The 18,616-nt window shown below is 44.3% G+C and carries 15 protein-coding genes and 1 riboswitch; of the genes, 14 read left to right on the top strand and 1 reads right to left on the bottom strand.

The window, feature by feature from the left end; all coding sequences use genetic code 11:
• The first annotated feature begins 6 nt into the window (after positions 1–6).
• From murC to lpxC, 6 genes are all read left to right on the top strand, one after another.
• Complete coding sequence (murC, locus tag Aba26S_RS03490) at positions 7–1,452, top strand: UDP-N-acetylmuramate--L-alanine ligase (protein ID WP_016651329.1); 1,446 nt, start codon at positions 7–9, stop codon at positions 1,450–1,452.
• Positions 1,453–1,491: 39 nt separating this feature from the next.
• On the top strand, positions 1,492–2,418 hold the full coding sequence (locus tag Aba26S_RS03485) for a D-alanine--D-alanine ligase (RefSeq protein ID WP_016651330.1): 927 nt from the start codon (positions 1,492–1,494) through the stop codon (positions 2,416–2,418).
• A 7-nt stretch (positions 2,419–2,425) separates the two neighbouring features.
• The gene (locus Aba26S_RS03480) at positions 2,426–3,283 is read left to right on the top strand and encodes a cell division protein FtsQ/DivIB (protein WP_005238130.1); all 858 of its coding nucleotides are present in this window, start codon (positions 2,426–2,428) and stop codon (positions 3,281–3,283) included.
• A 61-nt stretch (positions 3,284–3,344) separates the two neighbouring features.
• Positions 3,345–4,607 (top strand): cell division protein FtsA, encoded by a 1,263-nt coding sequence (ftsA, locus tag Aba26S_RS03475; RefSeq protein WP_005275541.1) that lies wholly within the window; start codon positions 3,345–3,347, stop codon positions 4,605–4,607.
• A 164-nt stretch (positions 4,608–4,771) separates the two neighbouring features.
• The gene (gene ftsZ, locus Aba26S_RS03470) at positions 4,772–5,953 is read left to right on the top strand and encodes a cell division protein FtsZ (RefSeq protein ID WP_016651331.1); all 1,182 of its coding nucleotides are present in this window, start codon (positions 4,772–4,774) and stop codon (positions 5,951–5,953) included.
• A gap of 111 nt (positions 5,954–6,064) precedes the next feature.
• Positions 6,065–6,967, top strand: coding sequence for a UDP-3-O-acyl-N-acetylglucosamine deacetylase (gene lpxC / locus Aba26S_RS03465; protein ID WP_005275543.1), 903 nt, complete (start codon positions 6,065–6,067; stop codon positions 6,965–6,967).
• Positions 6,968–7,065: 98 nt separating this feature from the next.
• On the opposite strand, the gene Aba26S_RS03460 is transcribed toward lpxC, so the two are convergent.
• Positions 7,066–7,506 (bottom strand): hypothetical protein, encoded by a 441-nt coding sequence (locus Aba26S_RS03460; RefSeq protein WP_005275544.1) that lies wholly within the window; start codon positions 7,504–7,506, stop codon positions 7,066–7,068.
• Between the two features lie 105 nt (positions 7,507–7,611).
• Between Aba26S_RS03460 and Aba26S_RS03455 the strand changes: the two genes are divergently transcribed.
• The 8 genes from Aba26S_RS03455 to glmM all read left to right on the top strand — a co-directional run bounded on the left by Aba26S_RS03455 (position 7,612) and on the right by glmM (position 18,615).
• A complete protein-coding gene (locus Aba26S_RS03455; protein ID WP_016651332.1) occupies positions 7,612–8,313 on the top strand; it encodes a M23 family metallopeptidase in 702 nt (233 codons plus the stop codon).
• A 205-nt stretch (positions 8,314–8,518) separates the two neighbouring features.
• On the top strand, positions 8,519–11,236 hold the full coding sequence (gene aceE, locus Aba26S_RS03450) for a pyruvate dehydrogenase (acetyl-transferring), homodimeric type (protein ID WP_016651333.1): 2,718 nt from the start codon (positions 8,519–8,521) through the stop codon (positions 11,234–11,236).
• A 2-nt stretch (positions 11,237–11,238) separates the two neighbouring features.
• Positions 11,239–13,200: a 2-oxo acid dehydrogenase subunit E2 gene (locus Aba26S_RS03445; RefSeq protein ID WP_016651334.1), complete on the top strand. Its 1,962-nt coding sequence runs from the start codon at positions 11,239–11,241 to the stop codon at positions 13,198–13,200.
• Positions 13,201–13,321: 121 nt separating this feature from the next.
• Entirely contained in the window at positions 13,322–13,609 is a 288-nt protein-coding gene (locus tag Aba26S_RS03440) for a hypothetical protein (RefSeq protein ID WP_005238154.1), read from the top strand.
• A gap of 34 nt (positions 13,610–13,643) precedes the next feature.
• A riboswitch (yybP-ykoY riboswitch) is annotated at positions 13,644–13,784 on the top strand.
• A gap of 84 nt (positions 13,785–13,868) precedes the next feature.
• Complete coding sequence (locus Aba26S_RS03435) at positions 13,869–14,444, top strand: TMEM165/GDT1 family protein (protein WP_005238156.1); 576 nt, start codon at positions 13,869–13,871, stop codon at positions 14,442–14,444.
• 164 nt (positions 14,445–14,608) lie between these two features.
• On the top strand, positions 14,609–15,415 hold the full coding sequence (locus Aba26S_RS03430; protein ID WP_016651335.1) for an MBL fold metallo-hydrolase: 807 nt from the start codon (positions 14,609–14,611) through the stop codon (positions 15,413–15,415).
• Positions 15,416–15,682: 267 nt separating this feature from the next.
• Positions 15,683–17,149 (top strand): IMP dehydrogenase, encoded by a 1,467-nt coding sequence (gene guaB / locus Aba26S_RS03425; protein ID WP_016651336.1) that lies wholly within the window; start codon positions 15,683–15,685, stop codon positions 17,147–17,149.
• Between the two features lie 128 nt (positions 17,150–17,277).
• Entirely contained in the window at positions 17,278–18,615 is a 1,338-nt protein-coding gene (glmM, locus tag Aba26S_RS03420) for a phosphoglucosamine mutase (protein ID WP_016651337.1), read from the top strand.
• Position 18,616: the final 1 nt, after the last annotated feature.

The raw sequence follows: 18,616 nt of genomic DNA, 5'->3' as shown, positions 1-18,616 counted from the left end.
TTATCTATGTCTCCTACAAATCCAAGCCAAGCCAAAAAGCTGATTAAAGTGCCAGAAATGCGCCGTATTAAAAATATCCACTTTGTTGGTATTGGCGGTGCGGGGATGTGCGGTATTGCCGAAGTATTGAGTAACCAAGGTTATAAAATTTCAGGCTCAGACATTAAAGCATCGAAAACCACGGCTCAACTCGAAGCCAATGGGATTAAAGTATTTATTGGTCACTCGGCTGACAATATTAAAAATGCCAATGTGTTGGTGGTGTCGACAGCAATTGATCCAGAAAATCCAGAGATTAAAGCAGCGATTGAACAGCGGACTCCGATTGTACGCCGTGCGGAAATGCTGGGTGAATTGATGCGTTACCGCCATGGGATTGCGGTTGCAGGCACACACGGCAAAACCACCACCACCAGTTTGTTGACCACCATGCTGGCAGAAGAAAACCTTGATCCGACCTATGTGATTGGTGGTTTGCTGAATAGTACGGGTGTAAATGCTGCACTCGGTGAAAGCCGTTTTATCGTCGCAGAAGCCGATGAGTCAGATGCCTCTTTCTTGTATTTGCAACCAATGGCTGCGATTGTAACCAATATCGATGCAGATCATATGGACACTTATGAAGGCAGCTTCGATAAGTTAAAAGATACCTTTATTCAATTCTTACATAACCTGCCATTCTATGGTTTGGCTGTGGTTTGTGGTGATGACGCCAATATTCGCGAGATTTTACCGCGTGTTGGTCGTCCAGTTTTGACCTATGGTTTTGATGAAGACAACGATATTCGTGCGGTTGATGTTGAACAAGAAGGCATGCAGTCGCACTTTACCGTATTGCGTAAAGACCGTGAGCCATTGCGTGTCACCATCAATCAACCGGGCTTGCATAATGTCTTGAATGCATTGGCTGCGATTGGTGTGGCAACTGATGAAGGTGTTTCTGATGGTGCGATTTGCCGTGCCTTAGAAGGTTTTAGTGGTGTGGGTCGTCGCTTCCAAGTTCAGGGTGAATTTGAAGTGGGCGAAGGCTTGGTGAAGTTGGTGGATGACTACGGTCACCATCCAAAAGAAGTTGAAGCTACTATTAAAGCGGCACGTGCCAGCCATCCAGATCGCCGTTTGGTGATGTTGTTCCAACCGCACCGTTTTAGCCGTACTCGTGACTGTTTTGATGACTTTGTCGATGTGTTATCGCAAGTGGATCAATTATTATTGCTTGAGGTTTATCCAGCGGGCGAAAAGCCGATAGTAGGCGCTGACAGTCGTGCATTAGCACGCAGTATTCGTCTACGTGGTGAGGTTGAGCCGATTCTGCTCGATCCAGTCGAAGGCAATTTACCGAACGTTTTACAAAAAGTGTTACAAGCAAATGACCTGTTATTAACACAAGGCGCGGGTAACGTCGGTGCAATTTCGGTAGAATTGGCTCAGCATCGCTTGTATGCCAAATAATTTTGTTTTGTGAATATTAAAAGTTTTAAGGATATAAACGTGTCAAATGCTGCAAAATTCGGCAAAGTTGCTGTGTTGTTTGGTGGGAAGTCGGCTGAGCGTGCTGTGTCGTTGGACAGTGGTCAAGCCGTTTTAGAGGCGTTATTGCGTTCGGGCGTACAGGCAGAAGCATTTGACCCACAAGATCGTAGTGTGACTGAACTGGTGGGCTATGATCGTGCTTTTATCGTATTGCATGGTCGTGGTGGTGAAGATGGCCAGATTCAAGGCGTATTGGAATGGTTAAACCTGCCATATACCGGTACGGGTGTACAAGGTTCTGCGATTGGCATGGACAAAGTCAAAACCAAGCAAATCTGGCAGGGCAGTGATCTGCCAACGGGACCTTACCGTATCATTACCAAAGACACGGATCTTGAACCTGTGATTGCAGAATTGGGCTTGCCAGTGATTATCAAGCCGGTGCATGAAGGTTCAAGCGTTGGCATGAGTAAAGTTGAAAAAGCTGAAGATTTTGCTGCTGCGATTGAAAAAGCCACTCAGCACGATGCGGTGGTGATGGCAGAAAAATGGATCACAGGTCGTGAATTCACCATTTCATTCCTGAATGGTCAGCCTTTACCCGTGATTCGTTTGCAACCACCCGCAGATGTTGCGTTCTATGACTATGAAGCCAAATATCAACGCAATGATGTGGAATATGGCATTCCTTGCGGTCTGAGCGAAGCAGAAGAAAAAAGCTTACAGGCACTTTGCTTACGCGCTTTCCAAGCGGTCGGTGCAGAAGGCTGGGGTCGTATTGATGCGATGCAGGATGAGCAAGGTAACTTCTGGTTATTAGAGGTAAATACAGTTCCAGGTATGACCAGTCACTCGTTGGTGCCAAAAGCGGCGCAAGCAGTGGGCTATAACTTTGATCAGCTCTGTGTTGCGATTTTAGAGCAAACCTTAGCAAAGTCGGCTTAACTATATTATGGCTCAACTACCTGCCTCGATGCGCCGTAAAACACGGCCAGCCATTAGCTCGATTCACGAGAAGCCGCCTTCGCCTCGACAAAAGATGGTGAATGCGGGGGGTTGGGTGCTACTGGTCATTGCTTTTGCAGTACTGGCACTGGGGCTGTTTGGCTTATATAAAGTTATGACTGATGCTCGCGCAGCTCAGTTGCAAGTGGTTGGGACCAATTCTGATGTCGAGAATCAGCAACTGGTTCAGTATCTAAATCCAATTATTAAAGATAACTACTTCACTTCAGATTTAGAACAAATTCGCGATCAAGCCTTAAAAGTGTCATGGGTTGATCGTGTGGTGGTGTCACGAGCATGGCCAAATGCAATTCGGGTGAGGGTGATGCCGCGCCATGCGATTGCACGTTGGGGAACAGGGCGTTTGCTCAGTGACAATGGTGATGTATTTAGTGAGGCGGTGCCAACAGCACATCCAAATTTGCCACTTTTACATGGGCCAGCCAGCCAATCCAAAATGATGATGCGTCGCTATAATGAAATTAATCAATTGTTTCATCCAGCGAATTTGAGATTAAAAGAATTGTATTTAACCGAGCGTATGACCTGGTTTATGCAGTTTGATTCAGGTCTGCGGATTATTGTGGATCAGGATCAAACCATGAACAAGCTGCAGCGCTTAAGCCATTTGGCACAAACGGATTTAAAACCTGTATGGTCAAAAATCACGGCAATTGATCTGCGTTATCGGAATGGTCTTGCCATTCAGTGGAAAAACGCGGCTCCGCCAAAGATTGTCAACGGTCAGTTAGTTGTAACGATTGATGACACAAGCCTTGCAGGGGCAATTCAGGCAAAGCCATAATACGTGGCTTAAAATAAAGGGCAGTGGTCCTAAACAACACTAAAGATATGGTATTGAAGTAATGAGTGAAACTGTTCCCTCAGTTGTTGCGATTGATATTGGGACTCATAAAGTCACAGTTTTGATTGGTAAGGTCCATGCACCGGATAAGATCCAAGTCATTGGCATGGCAACTGCTCGCAACCGAGGTATGGTTAAGGGCAAGATTGTTAGCTTAGACAAAGTGATTGCGGCCATTAAAAATGCGGTATCCGAAGCGGAGGATATGGCTGAATGCCGTATTCATAGCGCTTGGGTGTCGATTCCAAGTACTGAATTACAAAGTTTTTATGCTTCAGGCCGTACGCCAGTTGCCAACCACGATCATATTATTAGCACCAATGAAGTGGTCAGAGCTTTAGAATTGGCTAAAGCCAGCCATGTCTCGCCAGATTATTATTTGGCCAGTGCTGTACCGTTGGGATTTGAGTTAGGCGATTCGGCTGAATGGGTGCAAAACCCAGTCAATATGTCGGCGCATAGCATGACGGGGCATTATCAGCTAATGATGATGCCAATCAGCACCATGCAAAACCTTGATCGCGCCATGAAGGGGGCCAATATCGGGGTAGAGAAAATGGTGGTGTCTTGCTTGGCAACGGCAGAAGCCAGCCTGCTGAAAGACGAAAAAGAGTATGGGGTTTGCTTGGTCGATATTGGTGCAGGTATCACCAATATTGCCGTGTATCTGGATGGCCGTTTGGCTTTGGCTCGTACGCTTCCGCGTGGTGGTGAGAATGTTACTCGTGATATTGCCGCTGTTTTACAGACCACCACTGAAGAAGCTGAACGCATCAAGATTTTACATGGCTGCGTGGATATGAGTGTGGTCAAACCCGATCACATGATTCAGGTACAAGGGATTGATGGTACACAAACCATCAGTCGTATTGAGCTTGCAGAAATTATCATTGCGCGCTATGAAGAAATATTTGGTCTAATTCGTGAAGAGTTGGAACATAGCGGTGCAATTCATGGGCTTTATCATGGTGTGGTACTGACCGGTGATGCCTGTCAGATTGAAGGCATGGTGAATTTGGCACGTCGTATGTTGGGTGTGTCTGCACATTTGGGTAATCCACCGTTACAAGTCTATGCAGATGATCAACATTTACCAGCATTGCGTCGTTCGATGTATGCAACTGCAGCGGGTTTGTTGATGTTTAGTCAGAGTGATTTGCAAGATACGGTAGAAGAACCAGAAGAGGCAAGCGATCGTAGTTTTGTTGATCGTGTTGCCAATGGTTGGAATGCATTAAATAGCAAGTTAAAGGCCATCTTTTAAGTTGTAGTTATTTTTGGGAAAATTTGTTAGGAAGTTGTTCGAAATCTGCCACTGTACTTGACAAGCTAGCGATTATTGAACAGCATCCTAAACATCAGTTGTTTAAAAATCAGGGCAGTAACGGGCTGAAGTAACTGCCATTAATATTAGGAAATCTAAAGGTCATGGCCTCATTTGAATTTATAGAAGATGAACTAGACAATGGCAACGGTCAAGCCCGTTTCACAGTATTTGGTGTTGGTGGTGGCGGTGGTAATGCCGTGCAACACATGGCGCAATCAGATATTCAAGGTGTAAAGTTTGTTTGTGCAAATACAGATAAACAAGCACTGGATAGTATGAATGCCCCATTCAAAATTCAATTGGGTGAACAAAGTACGCGTGGTTTAGGTGCGGGTGCAAATCCAGAGGTGGGTCAAATCGCAGCGGAAGAAAGCCGTGAAGTGATTCGTCAGCACCTTGAAGGGACTGACATGGTCTTCGTAACCGCAGGTATGGGCGGCGGTACAGGTACCGGTGCAGCACCTGTGGTTGCTGAAGTTGCCAAAGAAATGGGCATCTTGACGGTGGGTGTAGTGACTACACCATTCAACTTTGAAGGTCGTCGTCGCCAGAAGTCTGCTGAAAAAGGCATTGATGCTTTAGAAGCACACGTTGATTCATTAATTATCATACCAAACCAGCGTTTACTCAGCGTTTATGGTGATATTTCAATGAAAGATGCCTATAAAAAGGCAGATGATGTATTGCTGAATGCTGTTCGCAGTATCTTTGACTTGGTGGTCAATCGTGGTCATATTAACCTTGACTTTGCTGACTTGAAAACCGCCATGAGTACCCGTGGTTATGCCATGATGGGTGCTGGTTTGGGCCGTGGTGAAGATCGTGCTCGCCAAGCTGCTGAGCAGGCAATCCGTAGCCCATTGCTTGATAATGTGAATATTATCAATGCAAAAGGCGTATTGATTAATATCACGGGTGGTGATGATATTACCCTGCGTGAAACAGAAATTATTACTGATGTCGTCAACCAGATCGTTGATTTGGATGAAGGCGAAATCTTCTACGGTACGGTATTTGATCCAGACGCGCGTGATGAGTTGCGTGTCACTGTGATTGCAACAGGTTTAACCCGTAATGCTAGTGAAGTTGATCAGAAAAGACGTGCTACGGTTTCCCATACACCTTCTGCTCAAGCAGCGCATCAGTCGGTTGATGAAGATGATGTTCCAGCGATCAGTAAACGTGCAAATGCAGATGCACCGGCAACTGCTGCGGCAAGTTCTACACCACGTTCATCGCCAATGAGCATTCAAGACTATCTGAAAAATCAACAGCGTAAATAATAAAATCATATATTTAGCGAAAGGGGGTAAGTAATTACCCCCTTTTTTATTTTTTTAAAATGGCAAAATATGCTAAGTTATATCGGTTTTTGCAAATGAAGTTGGTATGGCATGTTGAAACAACGTACTCTCAAGCGTGTGGTGAAAGCGAGCGGGATTGGTCTGCATAGTGGTCAAAAGGTGCTGATTAATTTTGTTCCACACCATATTGATGGAGGTATTGTCTTTCGCCGTATCGACTTAAATCCCCCTGTAGAGATTCCTGCGAATGCTTTACTCATTCAAGAAGCCTTTATGTGCTCGAATCTGGTTCGTGAAGATATCAAAGTCGGTACCATTGAACATGTGATGAGTGCCATTGCAGGCTTGGGGATTGATAATCTGATTGTAGAGGTCTCCGCTTCTGAAGTTCCGATTATGGATGGCAGTGCAGGCCCTTTTATTTATTTGCTGATGCAGGGTGAATTGGCGGAGCAAGATGCGCCAAAGAAGTTCATTCGTATTTTAAAGCCAGTTGAGGCTTTAATTGACGATAAAAAAGCCATTTTTTCTCCGCATTCGGGTTTTCAACTGAATTTCACCATTGACTTTGACCATCCTGCCTTTGCCAAAGAATATCAGTCCGCTACGATTGATTTCTCGACTGAAACTTTTGTCTATGAAGTGAGTGAGGCGAGAACTTTTGGTTTTATGAAAGATTTGGATTATCTAAAAGCCAATAATCTGGCGCTGGGTGCAAGCTTGGAAAACGCCATTGGTGTCGATGATACCGGGGTGGTGAATGAGGAAGGTTTGCGCTTTGCCGATGAGTTTGTTCGTCACAAAATTCTAGATGCAGTCGGTGACTTATATTTGCTTGGGCATCAAATTATTGCCAAGTTTGATGGCTATAAGTCGGGTCATGCATTAAACAATCAGTTACTGCGCAATGTTCAAAACGATCCAAGCAGCTATGAAATTGTAACATTTAATAACGAGAGTGATTGTCCAATTCCTTATGTAAGTGTGACATAAGTCATTGTCTTTTATTGTCTATGTTATATTATAACAATTGAATATGAGATTTTTGTCACATAAAAAGAGTGTGTATTCCAACACTTAATATATGCAGTTTACTTTTTATTGCTTGCCAAACGTAGCAAAGCTTGGCTAAGCTTAGGGTCGCTCACATATTCAGCGGCACTGCGCAATAGCTCTTGGGTCTCTGATGTAAGTGCTTTTGTTGGGGGAGAGGGTTCACGAGAGGCAGTTGTCTTGTTTCTTAAACGAACTTGGATTTTTCGTAATTCCTTGAGTCCTTCGAGCTGAGCTAACTGCGCAACATAGTGGCTTTGTAAATAGCTGAGTTGACTAATCATTGCTTGATTTTCACCAGTGATGATCAAAACACCATGTTGATAACAAACAACCTGCCATTGCTCTGGTTGGGGCAGTAAGGGTTGAATAATTTTCGTAAGTTGTTTCCATTGTGTGACTTGCGTCGTCAGAAACGTTAAGTTTCCAGTTTTTATGTGTTGTCCTTTCTGTTGGAAAACGTTGTTAGGTTCAGACATGGAACTTCCTCGGAGGTGATGTGTCCATCTTAAGCGTTTGGTTCAGCTGTTATCAAGGAAGAGATGATAAAGGAACGTTTGAAGGACGGTTTCAAGAGGTTTTTTATGCATCATACGCGTCGTATTTTACTCGCATTTTCATTGGCTGCTTCAGCTGCTTCGGTTGCTTTCGCGGATTATCAGAACATTGGTCAGGCTACAGGCGATGACCGTTTAGAGCAACTCTCTAAAACCTTAGCTCAAGGTTCTTATACTCATTCTGCTGATATGGATCTGCCAGCCGTATCGAATGTGTCAATTAAATTACGTGAAAAAACCATTGAATTGAATAACGCCTCGATCGAAAAGAAATATGGTCGTTCAGCGATTTCATCTCAGGATAATGCAGCTTCATTCTCTGCCAATACGGGTTACTCTTGGTTGGTCAGTCATCCATTGCAAGAAGGACGTGTGAGTTCTTCTTGGGGAAATCGCACCTTACTCGGTTCAACGCGTCATCATTCAGGTGTTGATCTCGCTGCGCCATCAGGCACGCCAATTTATGCCACTGGCCCTGGTGTGGTGACTAAATCAGGTTGGGGTACAGGTTATGGTCAATATGTTGAAATTGATCATGGCAATGGTTACATCACTCGTTATGCGCATGCATCTCGTTTGATTGTGAACGCGGGTGATCGCGTCAGCGCAGGTGAGCATATTGCCAATGTCGGTTGTACGGGTCGTTGTACCGGGCCGCATTTACATTTTGAAGTAGTGAAAGATGGTCAACGTAAAAATCCATCTACTTACTTAGCAATGTTGCCTTAATGTAATTTGTTAACAGTTGTATATCAATGTGAAGAAAGAATCGCCTTTATTGGCGATTTTTTATGTGTTTTGTTTCATTTCGGTCAATGACTATTTTGTCAGAAAATAATAAGGCGTTTTGCATTCAGCTAGGGCAATACCCCTTGCAAAGCAAAACATGATAAAAATAGGGTCGACAAATAACTTAAGGGAAAAGGTGAATTGTATGGCGTTTTATGGCGACTCTGACGCGCAAGAAACCCAAGAATGGCAAGAAGCATTTGATTCTGTATTACAACACATGGGCACGGAACGCGCTGCTTTCTTACTAGAAAAACTTTACCAACGGGCAATTGCGAAACATGTGCCAATCCAGCGCTTAAATACACCTTACCTCAATACCATTTCAGTTGCAGAACAACCGGCGATGCCTGGCGATCAGGATATGGAACGCCGTATCCGTGCCTTGATTCGCTGGAACGCTTTGGCGATGGTATTACGTGCGAACAAGACTGGGGATGATCTCGGTGGTCACCTTGCAAGTTTCGCATCGTCTGCGACCTTGTACGATGTGGGCTTTAACCATTTCTTCCGCGCTGCCTCAGATAATTTCGGCGGCGACATGATTTATTACCAAGGTCACTGTGCACCGGGTATCTATGCACGTTCTTTCCTTGAAGGGCGTTTAAATGAAGAACAGTTAAGTAATTTCCGCCGTGAAGTGGGCGGTAATGGTTTACCAAGCTATCCACATCCCTATTTAATGCCAGACTATTGGCAATTCCCAACCGTATCCATGGGTCTGGGTCCAATCATGTCGATCTATCAGGCACACATTCAAAAATATTTGATGAATCGTGGCTTGATCAAAGAAGAAGATCGTAAAGTCTGGGCTTATCTGGGCGATGGTGAGATGGATGAGCCAGAAAGTACAGGTGCAATTTCATTGGCTGGCCGTGAAAAGCTGGATAACCTGATTTGGGTGGTGAACTGTAACTTACAGCGCCTCGATGGTCCTGTACGTGGTAACGGTAAAATTATTCAAGAATTAGAATCGTTATTCCGTGGTGCGGGCTGGCGTGTGATTAAAGTGGTGTGGGGTCGTCATTGGGATCCACTGCTTGCGCAAGACAGTTCTGGTGCTTTAAAAGCAGTCATGGAAGAAACTGTAGATGGTGAGTATCAGCGCTATCAAGTAAAAGGTGGTGCATATACTCGTGAGAAATTCTTTGGCAAGTACCCTGAAGCTGCGGAACTGGTCAAAGATTTAAGCGATGAAGACATTGATAATCTTAACCGTGGTGGTCATGACCCGTACAAAGTTTTTGCTGCCTATGCAGAAGCAATGAAAGCCAAAGGTCAACCCACCGTTATTCTTGCAAAAACGGTTAAAGGTTATGGTTTGTCTGAAGAAATTGAAGCGGTGAACAAAACTCACCAAATCAAAAAAATGCAGATCGACTCTTTGAAATATGTACGTGACCGTTTTAACCTGCCATTTACAGATGATAAGTTAGAAGAGCTCCCGTTCTACCGCCCAAGTGAAAACTCTCCAGAAATGAAGTATATGAAGGCGCGTCGTGAAGCATTAGGGGGTTACCTACCTGCACGCCGTCGTGAGAGTGAAACTTTAGCGATTCCTGAATTATCAGTCTTTGATGCTGTTTTAAATGGTTCTGGTGGTAAAGAACAATCGACCACGATGCTGATGGTTCGTTTAATTGCTGCTTTACTGAAAGAAAAAGCCATTAAAGACCGTGTCGTACCGATCGTTCCAGATGAAGCACGTACCTTTGGTTTAGAAGGGATGTTCCGTCAACTCGGTATTTATGCCGCTCATGGTCAAAAATATACCCCAGAAGACCAAGAGCAGTTAATGCATTACCGTGAAGCAAGTGACGGCCACATGCTGCAAGAAGGAATTAACGAAGCGGGTGCAATGAGTGCATGGGCTGCGTTGGCAACCAGTTATTCAACCAATAACTTGCCGATGATTCCAATGTACATGTACTACTCAATGTTCGGTTTCCAACGTATTGGTGATATCGCATGGGCTGCGGGTGATGCACAGGCACAAGGTTTCTTGCTCGGTGCAACGGCTGGCCGTACCACATTGAACGGTGAAGGTTTACAGCACCAAGATGGTCATTCACATATCTTGGCGAACACCATTCCAAACTGTGTATCTTATGATCCATGTTTTGGTTATGAATTGGCAGTGATCGTACACGACGGTTTACAACGAATGTATGTGAACCAAGAGCGAGTGTTCTATTACTTAACCGTAATGAATGAAAACTACGAGCATCCTGCAATGCCAGAAGGCGCTGAGGAAGGCATTAAACGTGGTATGTACTTGTTCGAAAAAGACGAAAAAGCCTCTGTGCAATTATTGGGTTCAGGTGTCATTCTTCGTGAAGTGATTAAAGCTGCGAAAATCTTGCGTGATGAATACCAAATCCATTCAAACGTTTGGAGTGTCACCAGCTTCAATGAGTTGTCACGTGATGGTATGGCATGTGAAGAATACAACCGCTTACACCCACTGACTGAAGACGTAAAAGAATCTTGGGTATCTAAACAGTTGCGTGGTACAGCAGGTATTGTCGTTTCTGCGACTGACCATATGCGTGCATATAGTGAACAGATCCGTGCATATCTCCCAGATGGTCGTCCATTTGTTGCATTAGGTACAGATGGTTACGGTCGTTCAGATACACGTGCCAACTTACGTAGTTTCTTTGGTGTTGATGCTGCGCATATTGTGGTTGCGACGTTGAAAAAACTAGCGGACGAAGGTGAAGTTGATGCACGTTTAGTGAAAGATGCAATTTCTAACTTTGAGTTAGATACTGACCGTCCAGTGGCTTGGGCGCCACAAGCGCATCCAGAAGTTCAGGCCGTTGCTGAATACAATGAAACGCAAACAGGTGAGGGGAAATAATCATGCAAATCCAAGCACCTGATATTGGCGTAGATAAAGCACTGGTTGCAGAAATCTTGGTCAAAGTCGGCGACCGTGTTGCGGTTGATGATAGCCTTTTGGTCTTAGAATCAGATAAGGCAACGGTAGAAGTACCAAGCACTGCGGCCGGTATCGTGAAAAGTATTCTGGTTCAACAGGGCGATGAAGTCACTGAAGGCGTTGCATTGATTGAATTAGAGTCTGAGTCTGCTGCTGAATCACCTGCCAACGAAGCACCGAAAGCGGAAGCGCCAAAAGCTGAAGCAAAACCTGTGGCAGCCGAAACAAAAGCGCAACCAGCTGCTGCTCCAGCAGCGACTTCAAGCCAGATTGTGGATGTAAAAGTTCCAGATATTGGTGTAGAAAAAGCGTTAGTTGCTGAAGTGTTGGTCAAAGTCGGTGATCAGATTGAACCTGAACAAAGTATTGTTGTGGTTGAATCAGATAAAGCGACGGTAGAAGTCCCAAGCTCGGTTGCGGGGATTGTGGAAGCGATCCAAATAAAAGAAGGTGACAGCATTAAGGAAGGCGTGGTCTTGATACAGGTCAAGACTGTGAGTTCGGCTGCTGCACCAGAACCACAAGCAGCACCTGCTCAAACAGAAGCGCCAGTCGCAACAACAGAAGCACCAGCTGCAACGAATATCTCAACAGGTAATGTTGAAATTGAAGTACCTGACCTGGGTGTAGAAAAAGCACTTGTTTCAGAAATTCTGGTGAATGTTGGTGATCGCGTTGAAGCCCAACAAAGCTTATGCGTGGTTGAGTCAGATAAGGCTTCGGTTGAAGTGCCAAGCTCAGTAGCAGGAATTGTGAAAGCAATTCATGTCTCTGCCAATCAAGAAGTTCGTCAAGGCATGGCTTTGGCAACAATTGAGGTGAGTGGTGGTCAGGCTGCTGCACCAGCAGCAGTGCCAAAAGCTCAACCAGCCGCGACGCCTGCTGCACCAGCAAAACCACAGGTAGTACCGACAGCAGCACCGAGTGCCCCAGCGCAAGCTGAGAAGCTGACCAAAGAGCAAGAAGCAGACAATGCCAAAGTCTATGCTGGCCCAGCGGTACGTAAACTGGCACGCGAGTTAGGTGTAGTTCTTGGACAGGTCAAAGCCTCTGGTGAGCATGGTCGCGTGATGAAGGACGATGTTTTTGCCTATGTGAAAACGCGTTTGACTGCACCACAGCCTGCATCGACCTCTCAAGCTGCGCCAGTGGCTTCGGGCTTACCGAAGTTGCCAGACTTTAATGCATTTGGTGGCGGTGAAGTGAAAGCGATGACGCGTTTACAGCAAGTGTCTGTACCGCAATTGTTGTTGAACAATTTCATTCCACAAGTGACACAGTTTGATTTAGCAGATATTACCGAACTCGAAGCATGGCGTGGCGAACTGAAAGATGGCTTTAAAAAGCAGGGTCTTAGCTTAACGATTTTGGCCTTTATCGCTAAAGCAGTCGCTCACTTGTTGAAAGAAGAACCTTATTTCGCTGGCCATTTGGCTGATGATCAGAAGTCAGTATTGTTGCGTAACGAAATTCATATGGGGATTGCGGTTGCAACGCCAGATGGTTTAACGGTTCCAGTACTGCGTAATCCTGACCAGAAATCAATTAAGCAAATTGCAGCTGAATTGGCGGAACTCAGCCAGAAAGCGCGTGATCGTAAATTGTCACCGAAAGATTTACAGGGTGCCAACTTTACCATTACCAGCTTAGGCAGTATTGGTGGTACCGCATTTACGCCATTGGTGAATTGGCCGCAAGTCGCGATTTTAGGTATTTCACCTGCAACCATGCAACCGGTTTGGAATGGCAAAGACTTTGATCCACGCCTGATGTTGCCATTATCCTTGTCTTATGACCATCGTGTGATTAATGGTGCGGATGCTGCGCGTTTTACCAATAAGCTAACCAAGTTATTAAAAGATATTCGTAGCTTATTGCTCTAATCGTATTTGAATCTAGAAAACCTCGCATACGCGGGGTTTTCTATTTTTAGGCTGAAAATATACGACTTTATTTATGTTATGTTGGATGGAAAATAGATTTTCATTGATTGCAGGAGCACGGATGTTGGTGATTTATCGGGTGATGTTGCCGCTATTGCTCATTGTTTTTGTCTTGATGGGTGCATGGGTGAGCTTTCTGCATTTCCCTTGGGAGTGGGTCATGTATGTTGTTATGGGCTTAGAAGTCTTTGTGGCGACCATCGTGATGATGATGGAATATCAGGCGCAACATATTGGAGGTGCCAGTGGCTGGGGCAGTTTTGGTTTTTTAGGTTTAAGTGCCTATTTGGCTTTCTTTTTGGGGCTCGCCCGCGTGTTGCTCTGGAGTTACCAAAAATTTTGCTCATAAAGATTCAAAACGATTTTATTGTTTGATAGAATGAACTCACTTCATTGGGGAGTAGCCGCTCTTTACGCAAAGTAAAGAGGTGATGATCAACATAATTGTTCAACTGAACATGGTCATCATAGCAAAGAACCAAGAACAGCTTTTCAGCTGTGCTTTTGTTGGCAAGACCTTTGATTTACCACTCTGCATCAATCTATTTGATTTTGGCTAGCAGGAGGGGTAGGTCATCGGTATATTTTGCTAGCCAGAGCATTCAATCATGTATGAATTTCTCATCTCGACTTCAATTGTTGCCCTCGCTGAAATGGGCGATAAAACGCAACTACTTGCTCTCTTGCTTGCAGCACGTTTCCGTAAACCGATTCCGATTTTAATTGCTATCTTACTGGCCACCACGATCAACCATGGTATTTCTGCTGTTTTAGGGCAATGGATTACTACAGTACTCAGTCCTGAAGTTTTGTTATGGATTTTGGCGCTTGGTTTCATTGGGATGGCGATCTGGATGCTGATTCCAGATGAGTTGGGTGATGAAACGGAAAACATCAATAAATGGCAGAAATTTGGGGTGTTTGGTGCCACCTTTATTCTATTTTTCCTGGCTGAAATTGGTGATAAAACCCAGATTGCGACCGTCGCTTTAGCAGCACGTTTCGACAGTGTGTTTTGGGTGATGTTGGGCACTACGTTCGGTATGATGCTTGCCAATGCCCCTGCTGTGTTTATTGGTGATAAATTAGCTGATAAATTACCGATTTCATTGATTCATAAAATTGGGGCTGCAATTTTCTTGATCGTTGGTGTTTCAGCTTTGGTACAACACTATTTCCTTTAAGCAGATTGAATCTCAAATCCATCAAGACCCATCCAGAAGAGATGGGTTTTTTCTTATCAATTTAGGATAAAAGTCAAATATCTGATTGAAACATCAACTAAATCCCATTATTTTATTATGGAATTAAAAATATTTCATATTTAAAGAATTTTTCTGGGGTAGTTATGAGTTTTGAACGGACAACATCGCAAATATTATTTGATAATGGTATACATAAATGCATTAGTTTTACCAGTTTGGTGAAAGGGGAAGGTATTCAGGCCAATCAATTTTTAATTATTGATCATGAGCGTGCCGCTGTTCTGGATCCAGGTGGTGATCTCACCTATGTGCCTTTAACCATGGAACTCAATCGTTACACCAAACTAAAAAATCTGGATTATGTGATGGCCTCTCATCAAGATCCTGACATCATTACCTCAATGCCGCGCTGGTTGGTGTATACCGATGCCAAAGTGGTGGCATCCAAGTTGTGGGCGCGCTTTTTACCCCATTTGAATTCAGCTTTTATGAGTGACCGCATGAAGGGCAATTGGGAAGAGCGCTTGATTGAATTGTCAGATACAGGACAGATTATTGCTTTAGGTGAATCCAGTATTGTGGCTGTCCCTGCGCATTTCCTACATTCGGTAGGAAACTTTCAGTTTTATGATCCGACCGCAAAAATTCTGTTTTCGGGGGATATGGGGGCTTCGATCGTCGAAGATGCCAGTGTGCCGATTACTGATTTTGAAGCACATATTAAAAAGATGAAAGGCTTCCACCAGCGCTATATGTGTTCCAATAAGGTGATTCGTTTATGGGTCAATATGGTGCGACAAATGGATGTGGAGATGATTGTACCGCAGCATGGTACGGCTTTTGTCGGGAAGGACATGATCAATCAATTTTTAGATTGGATCGAAACATTGGAATGTGGTGTGGACTTGATGAATGAATATGTTTTTAGTTTGCCTACTGCGATGAGTTAAGTGGTGATGAGTGAAATGTAACGTTTTATTGGGGCATGAGGCAGCCAAGTCGCTGCTCCACTCGATGCTTTCGATATTTGGGCACTAGGCTATTGAAAATAAAAAATAATGATGCGCAAAAGGCAGGTTGTTTTTTAGGATTTGAAGCGAAAAGTGAGGGTGTAGAACCTAGATCAGCATGCAGTTAAAATTATTTTCATCATAGAAAATGAAAATCACATCGAAATTTGTTTATAATAGCTCACGGAAATTACCAGTGAGATTGTTATGCTGACCATCGTTCAAGAAGCGTTAACCTTCGATGATGTCTTATTACTTCCTGCCTACTCAACTGTTCTCCCAAAAGATGTCTCCCTAAAGACACGTTTAACTCGCGGAATTCAACTTAATATCCCTCTCGTTTCTGCTGCAATGGATACCGTGACTGAGTCACGCATGGCAATTGCGATGGCCCAAAATGGTGGTATTGGTATTTTGCACAAAAACATGGATATCGCAGCACAAGCCGCTGAAGTCCGTCGTGTGAAAAAATTCGAAGCGGGTATGGTGAAAGATCCAATTACGGTTACCCCTGAAACCACAGTTCGTGAGCTAATTGCGATTACCCAAGCGAATAATATTAGCGGTGTACCAGTTGTAAAAGATGGCAAAGTGGTTGGAATCGTGACAGGTCGTGATACACGCTTTGAAACGAATCTTGAGCAGCCTGTAAGTAATATCATGACAGGTCAGGATCGCCTCGTGACTGTACGTGAAGGCGAGTCGAAAGAAAATATCCAAGCATTATTGCAAAAACACCGTATTGAAAAAGTATTGGTGGTTGGTGAAAACCATGAGCTGAAAGGCTTAATTACGGTCACTGACTTCCGTAAAGCTGAAAGTTACCCAAACAGCTGCAAAGATGATTTGGGCCGTTTACGTGTTGGTGCTGCAGTGGGTACTGGTGCTGAAACACCAAGCCGCGTAGAAGCTTTGGTGGAAGCAGGTGTTGATGCGATTGTGGTCGATACTGCACATGGTCACTCTGCTGGTGTGATCGAACGTGTCCGCTGGGTGAAACAAAACTTCCCGCAAGTACAAGTGATTGGTGGAAACATTGCGACAGGTGATGCAGCTTTGGCATTGCTTGATGCAGGTGCAGATGCGGTTAAAGTGGGGATTGGCCCAGGTTCGATCTGTACCACGCGTATTGTGGCAGGTATCGGTATGCCGCAGATCTCTGCGATTGATAGCGTCGCCAATGCACTGAAAGATCAAATCCCATTGATTGCAGATGGCGGTATTCGTTTTTCTGGTGATATGGCGAAAGCGATTGGTGCAGGTGCGAGCACGATTATGGTCGGTTCACTGCTTGCAGGAACTGAAGAAGCGCCAGGTGAAGTTGAGTTCTTCCAAGGTCGTTACTATAAAGCTTATCGTGGTATGGGTTCATTGGGTGCAATGGCAGGCGTATCTGGTTCTGCTGACCGTTACTTCCAAGATGCTAAAGCGGGTGCGGAAAAGTTAGTCCCAGAAGGCATCGAAGGCCGAGTGCCATACAAAGGACCAATGGGCAATATCGTCCATCAAATGATGGGTGGCTTACGTTCATCAATGGGTTATACCGGTTCATCTGTGATTGAAGATCTTCGTCAAAATGCAAAATTTGTGAAAATTACCTCAGCAGGAATGTCGGAATCACATGTTCATGACGTTACGATTACCAAAGAAGCACCAAACTACCGTGTTGGTTAACTTTTAGTAATTTTGTTGACAGATAAACCGTCAGTTCGCTGACGGTTTTTTCGTTTTGGTGTAAAGTGAACAAGATGAGGAAAGATTATGGTTAGACACCATATAAAAGATAAGAAAGTGAGTAAAAGATGAGTTATTTTGGTACTGATGGAATTCGCGGTAAATTTGGACAAATGCCAATTACGCCAGAATTCGCATTAAAACTAGGTTTTGCTGCAGGAACAGTATTAAAAAGAAATAGCCCTAAAAATAAACCGATTGTGGTGCTAGGGAAAGACACGCGTTTATCTGGCTATATTTTGGAAGCAGCTTTACAGGCAGGCCTAAATGCAGCAGGCGTCTATGTACATTTGTTAGGCCCTTTGCCAACCCCAGCGATTGCACATTTAACCCGTGCGTTACATGCACATGCAGGGATTGTCATTTCAGCATCACATAACCCTTATTTTGATAATGGGATTAAATTTTTCTCTAGTGAAGGCAAAAAACTACCAGATACTTTACAAGACGAAATTAATCAAGAGCTTGAGAAAGAGATTGTGATTGATGATACGGCTCACCTAGGGAAGAGTGTTCGTGTTAAAGATGCCAATGGCCGTTATATTGAGTTTTGTAAATCGACCTTCCCCTACCATTTCGACTTATCTAATTTAAAAATCGTGGTGGATTGTGCCAATGGTGCAGCCTATAGCGTAGGACCATCGGTATTCCGTGAGTTAGGTGCCAAAGTTATTCCATTATTTAATGAACCAGATGGTTTAAATATTAATGAAAATTGTGGTTCAACCCATCCAGAACAGTTACGAAAGGTTGTGCTTGAGCATGATGCAGACCTCGGTATTGCCTTTGATGGTGATGCGGATCGTGTGGTGATGGTGGCTAAAAATGGTCAGTTGATTGATGGTGACCATATCCTGTATATCCTTGCAACGCAGGCACAAAATAAGCCAGAAGGTGTTGTGGGGACGGTGATGAGCAATATGGCATTGGAACTGGCTTTGCAAAAAGCAGGGGTAGGCTTCGTCCGTGCCAATGTGGGTGACCGTTATGTGTTACAAGCACTGGAAGAAAATGCTTGGGTAACGGGTGCTGAGCCTTCAGGGCATATCTTAACCCTAGATAAGAGCACTACTGGTGATGCAATTATTGCGGCTTTACAAGTGCTCACTGTGATGGTTGAACAGGGTAAAGCTTTACATGAATTGGTTGATGGTTTTGTACTCTTCCCTCAGATATTGGTCAATGTCCGCCTACAGCACATGATTGATCCCTATTCAATTCCAGCCTTGGTCGCTGAGTTCGAAAAGGCTGAACAGCAATTGAAAGGGCGTGGTCGATTATTGATTCGTAAATCGGGCACAGAGCCTATGATTCGTGTCATGGTGGAAGGTGATCAGCAACAAGAAGTTGAGGCTTTAGCGCATCATCTGGCCGATGCGGTACGTGCCCACGCTCAAGCTGCTTAAT

Origin of the sequence: Acinetobacter sp. NBRC 110496 (assembly GCF_000876115.1) — a bacterium.
Lineage (GTDB): Bacteria > Pseudomonadota > Gammaproteobacteria > Pseudomonadales > Moraxellaceae > Acinetobacter.
This window is presented reverse-complemented; position numbering and strand designations above follow the sequence as displayed.

Excerpts from the sequence above, each read along its gene's own strand:
- Aba26S_RS03430 (WP_016651335.1), top strand. The coding sequence starts at position 14,609 with ATGAGTTTTGAACGGACAACATCGCAAATATTATTTGATAATGGTATA.
- ftsA (WP_005275541.1), top strand. The coding sequence starts at position 3,345 with ATGAGTGAAACTGTTCCCTCAGTTGTTGCGATTGATATTGGGACTCAT.
- lpxC (WP_005275543.1), top strand. The coding sequence starts at position 6,065 with ATGTTGAAACAACGTACTCTCAAGCGTGTGGTGAAAGCGAGCGGGATT.
- guaB (WP_016651336.1), top strand. The coding sequence starts at position 15,683 with ATGCTGACCATCGTTCAAGAAGCGTTAACCTTCGATGATGTCTTATTA.
- ftsZ (WP_016651331.1), top strand. The coding sequence starts at position 4,772 with ATGGCCTCATTTGAATTTATAGAAGATGAACTAGACAATGGCAACGGT.
- Aba26S_RS03435 (WP_005238156.1), top strand. The coding sequence starts at position 13,869 with ATGTATGAATTTCTCATCTCGACTTCAATTGTTGCCCTCGCTGAAATG.
- Aba26S_RS03440 (WP_005238154.1), top strand. The coding sequence starts at position 13,322 with ATGTTGGTGATTTATCGGGTGATGTTGCCGCTATTGCTCATTGTTTTT.
- glmM (WP_016651337.1), top strand. The coding sequence starts at position 17,278 with ATGAGTTATTTTGGTACTGATGGAATTCGCGGTAAATTTGGACAAATG.
- Aba26S_RS03480 (WP_005238130.1), top strand. The coding sequence starts at position 2,426 with ATGGCTCAACTACCTGCCTCGATGCGCCGTAAAACACGGCCAGCCATT.
- murC (WP_016651329.1), top strand. The coding sequence starts at position 7 with ATGTCTCCTACAAATCCAAGCCAAGCCAAAAAGCTGATTAAAGTGCCA.
- Aba26S_RS03445 (WP_016651334.1), top strand. The coding sequence starts at position 11,239 with ATGCAAATCCAAGCACCTGATATTGGCGTAGATAAAGCACTGGTTGCA.
- Aba26S_RS03455 (WP_016651332.1), top strand. The coding sequence starts at position 7,612 with ATGCATCATACGCGTCGTATTTTACTCGCATTTTCATTGGCTGCTTCA.
- aceE (WP_016651333.1), top strand. The coding sequence starts at position 8,519 with ATGGCGTTTTATGGCGACTCTGACGCGCAAGAAACCCAAGAATGGCAA.
- Aba26S_RS03460 (WP_005275544.1), bottom strand. The coding sequence starts at position 7,506 with ATGTCTGAACCTAACAACGTTTTCCAACAGAAAGGACAACACATAAAA.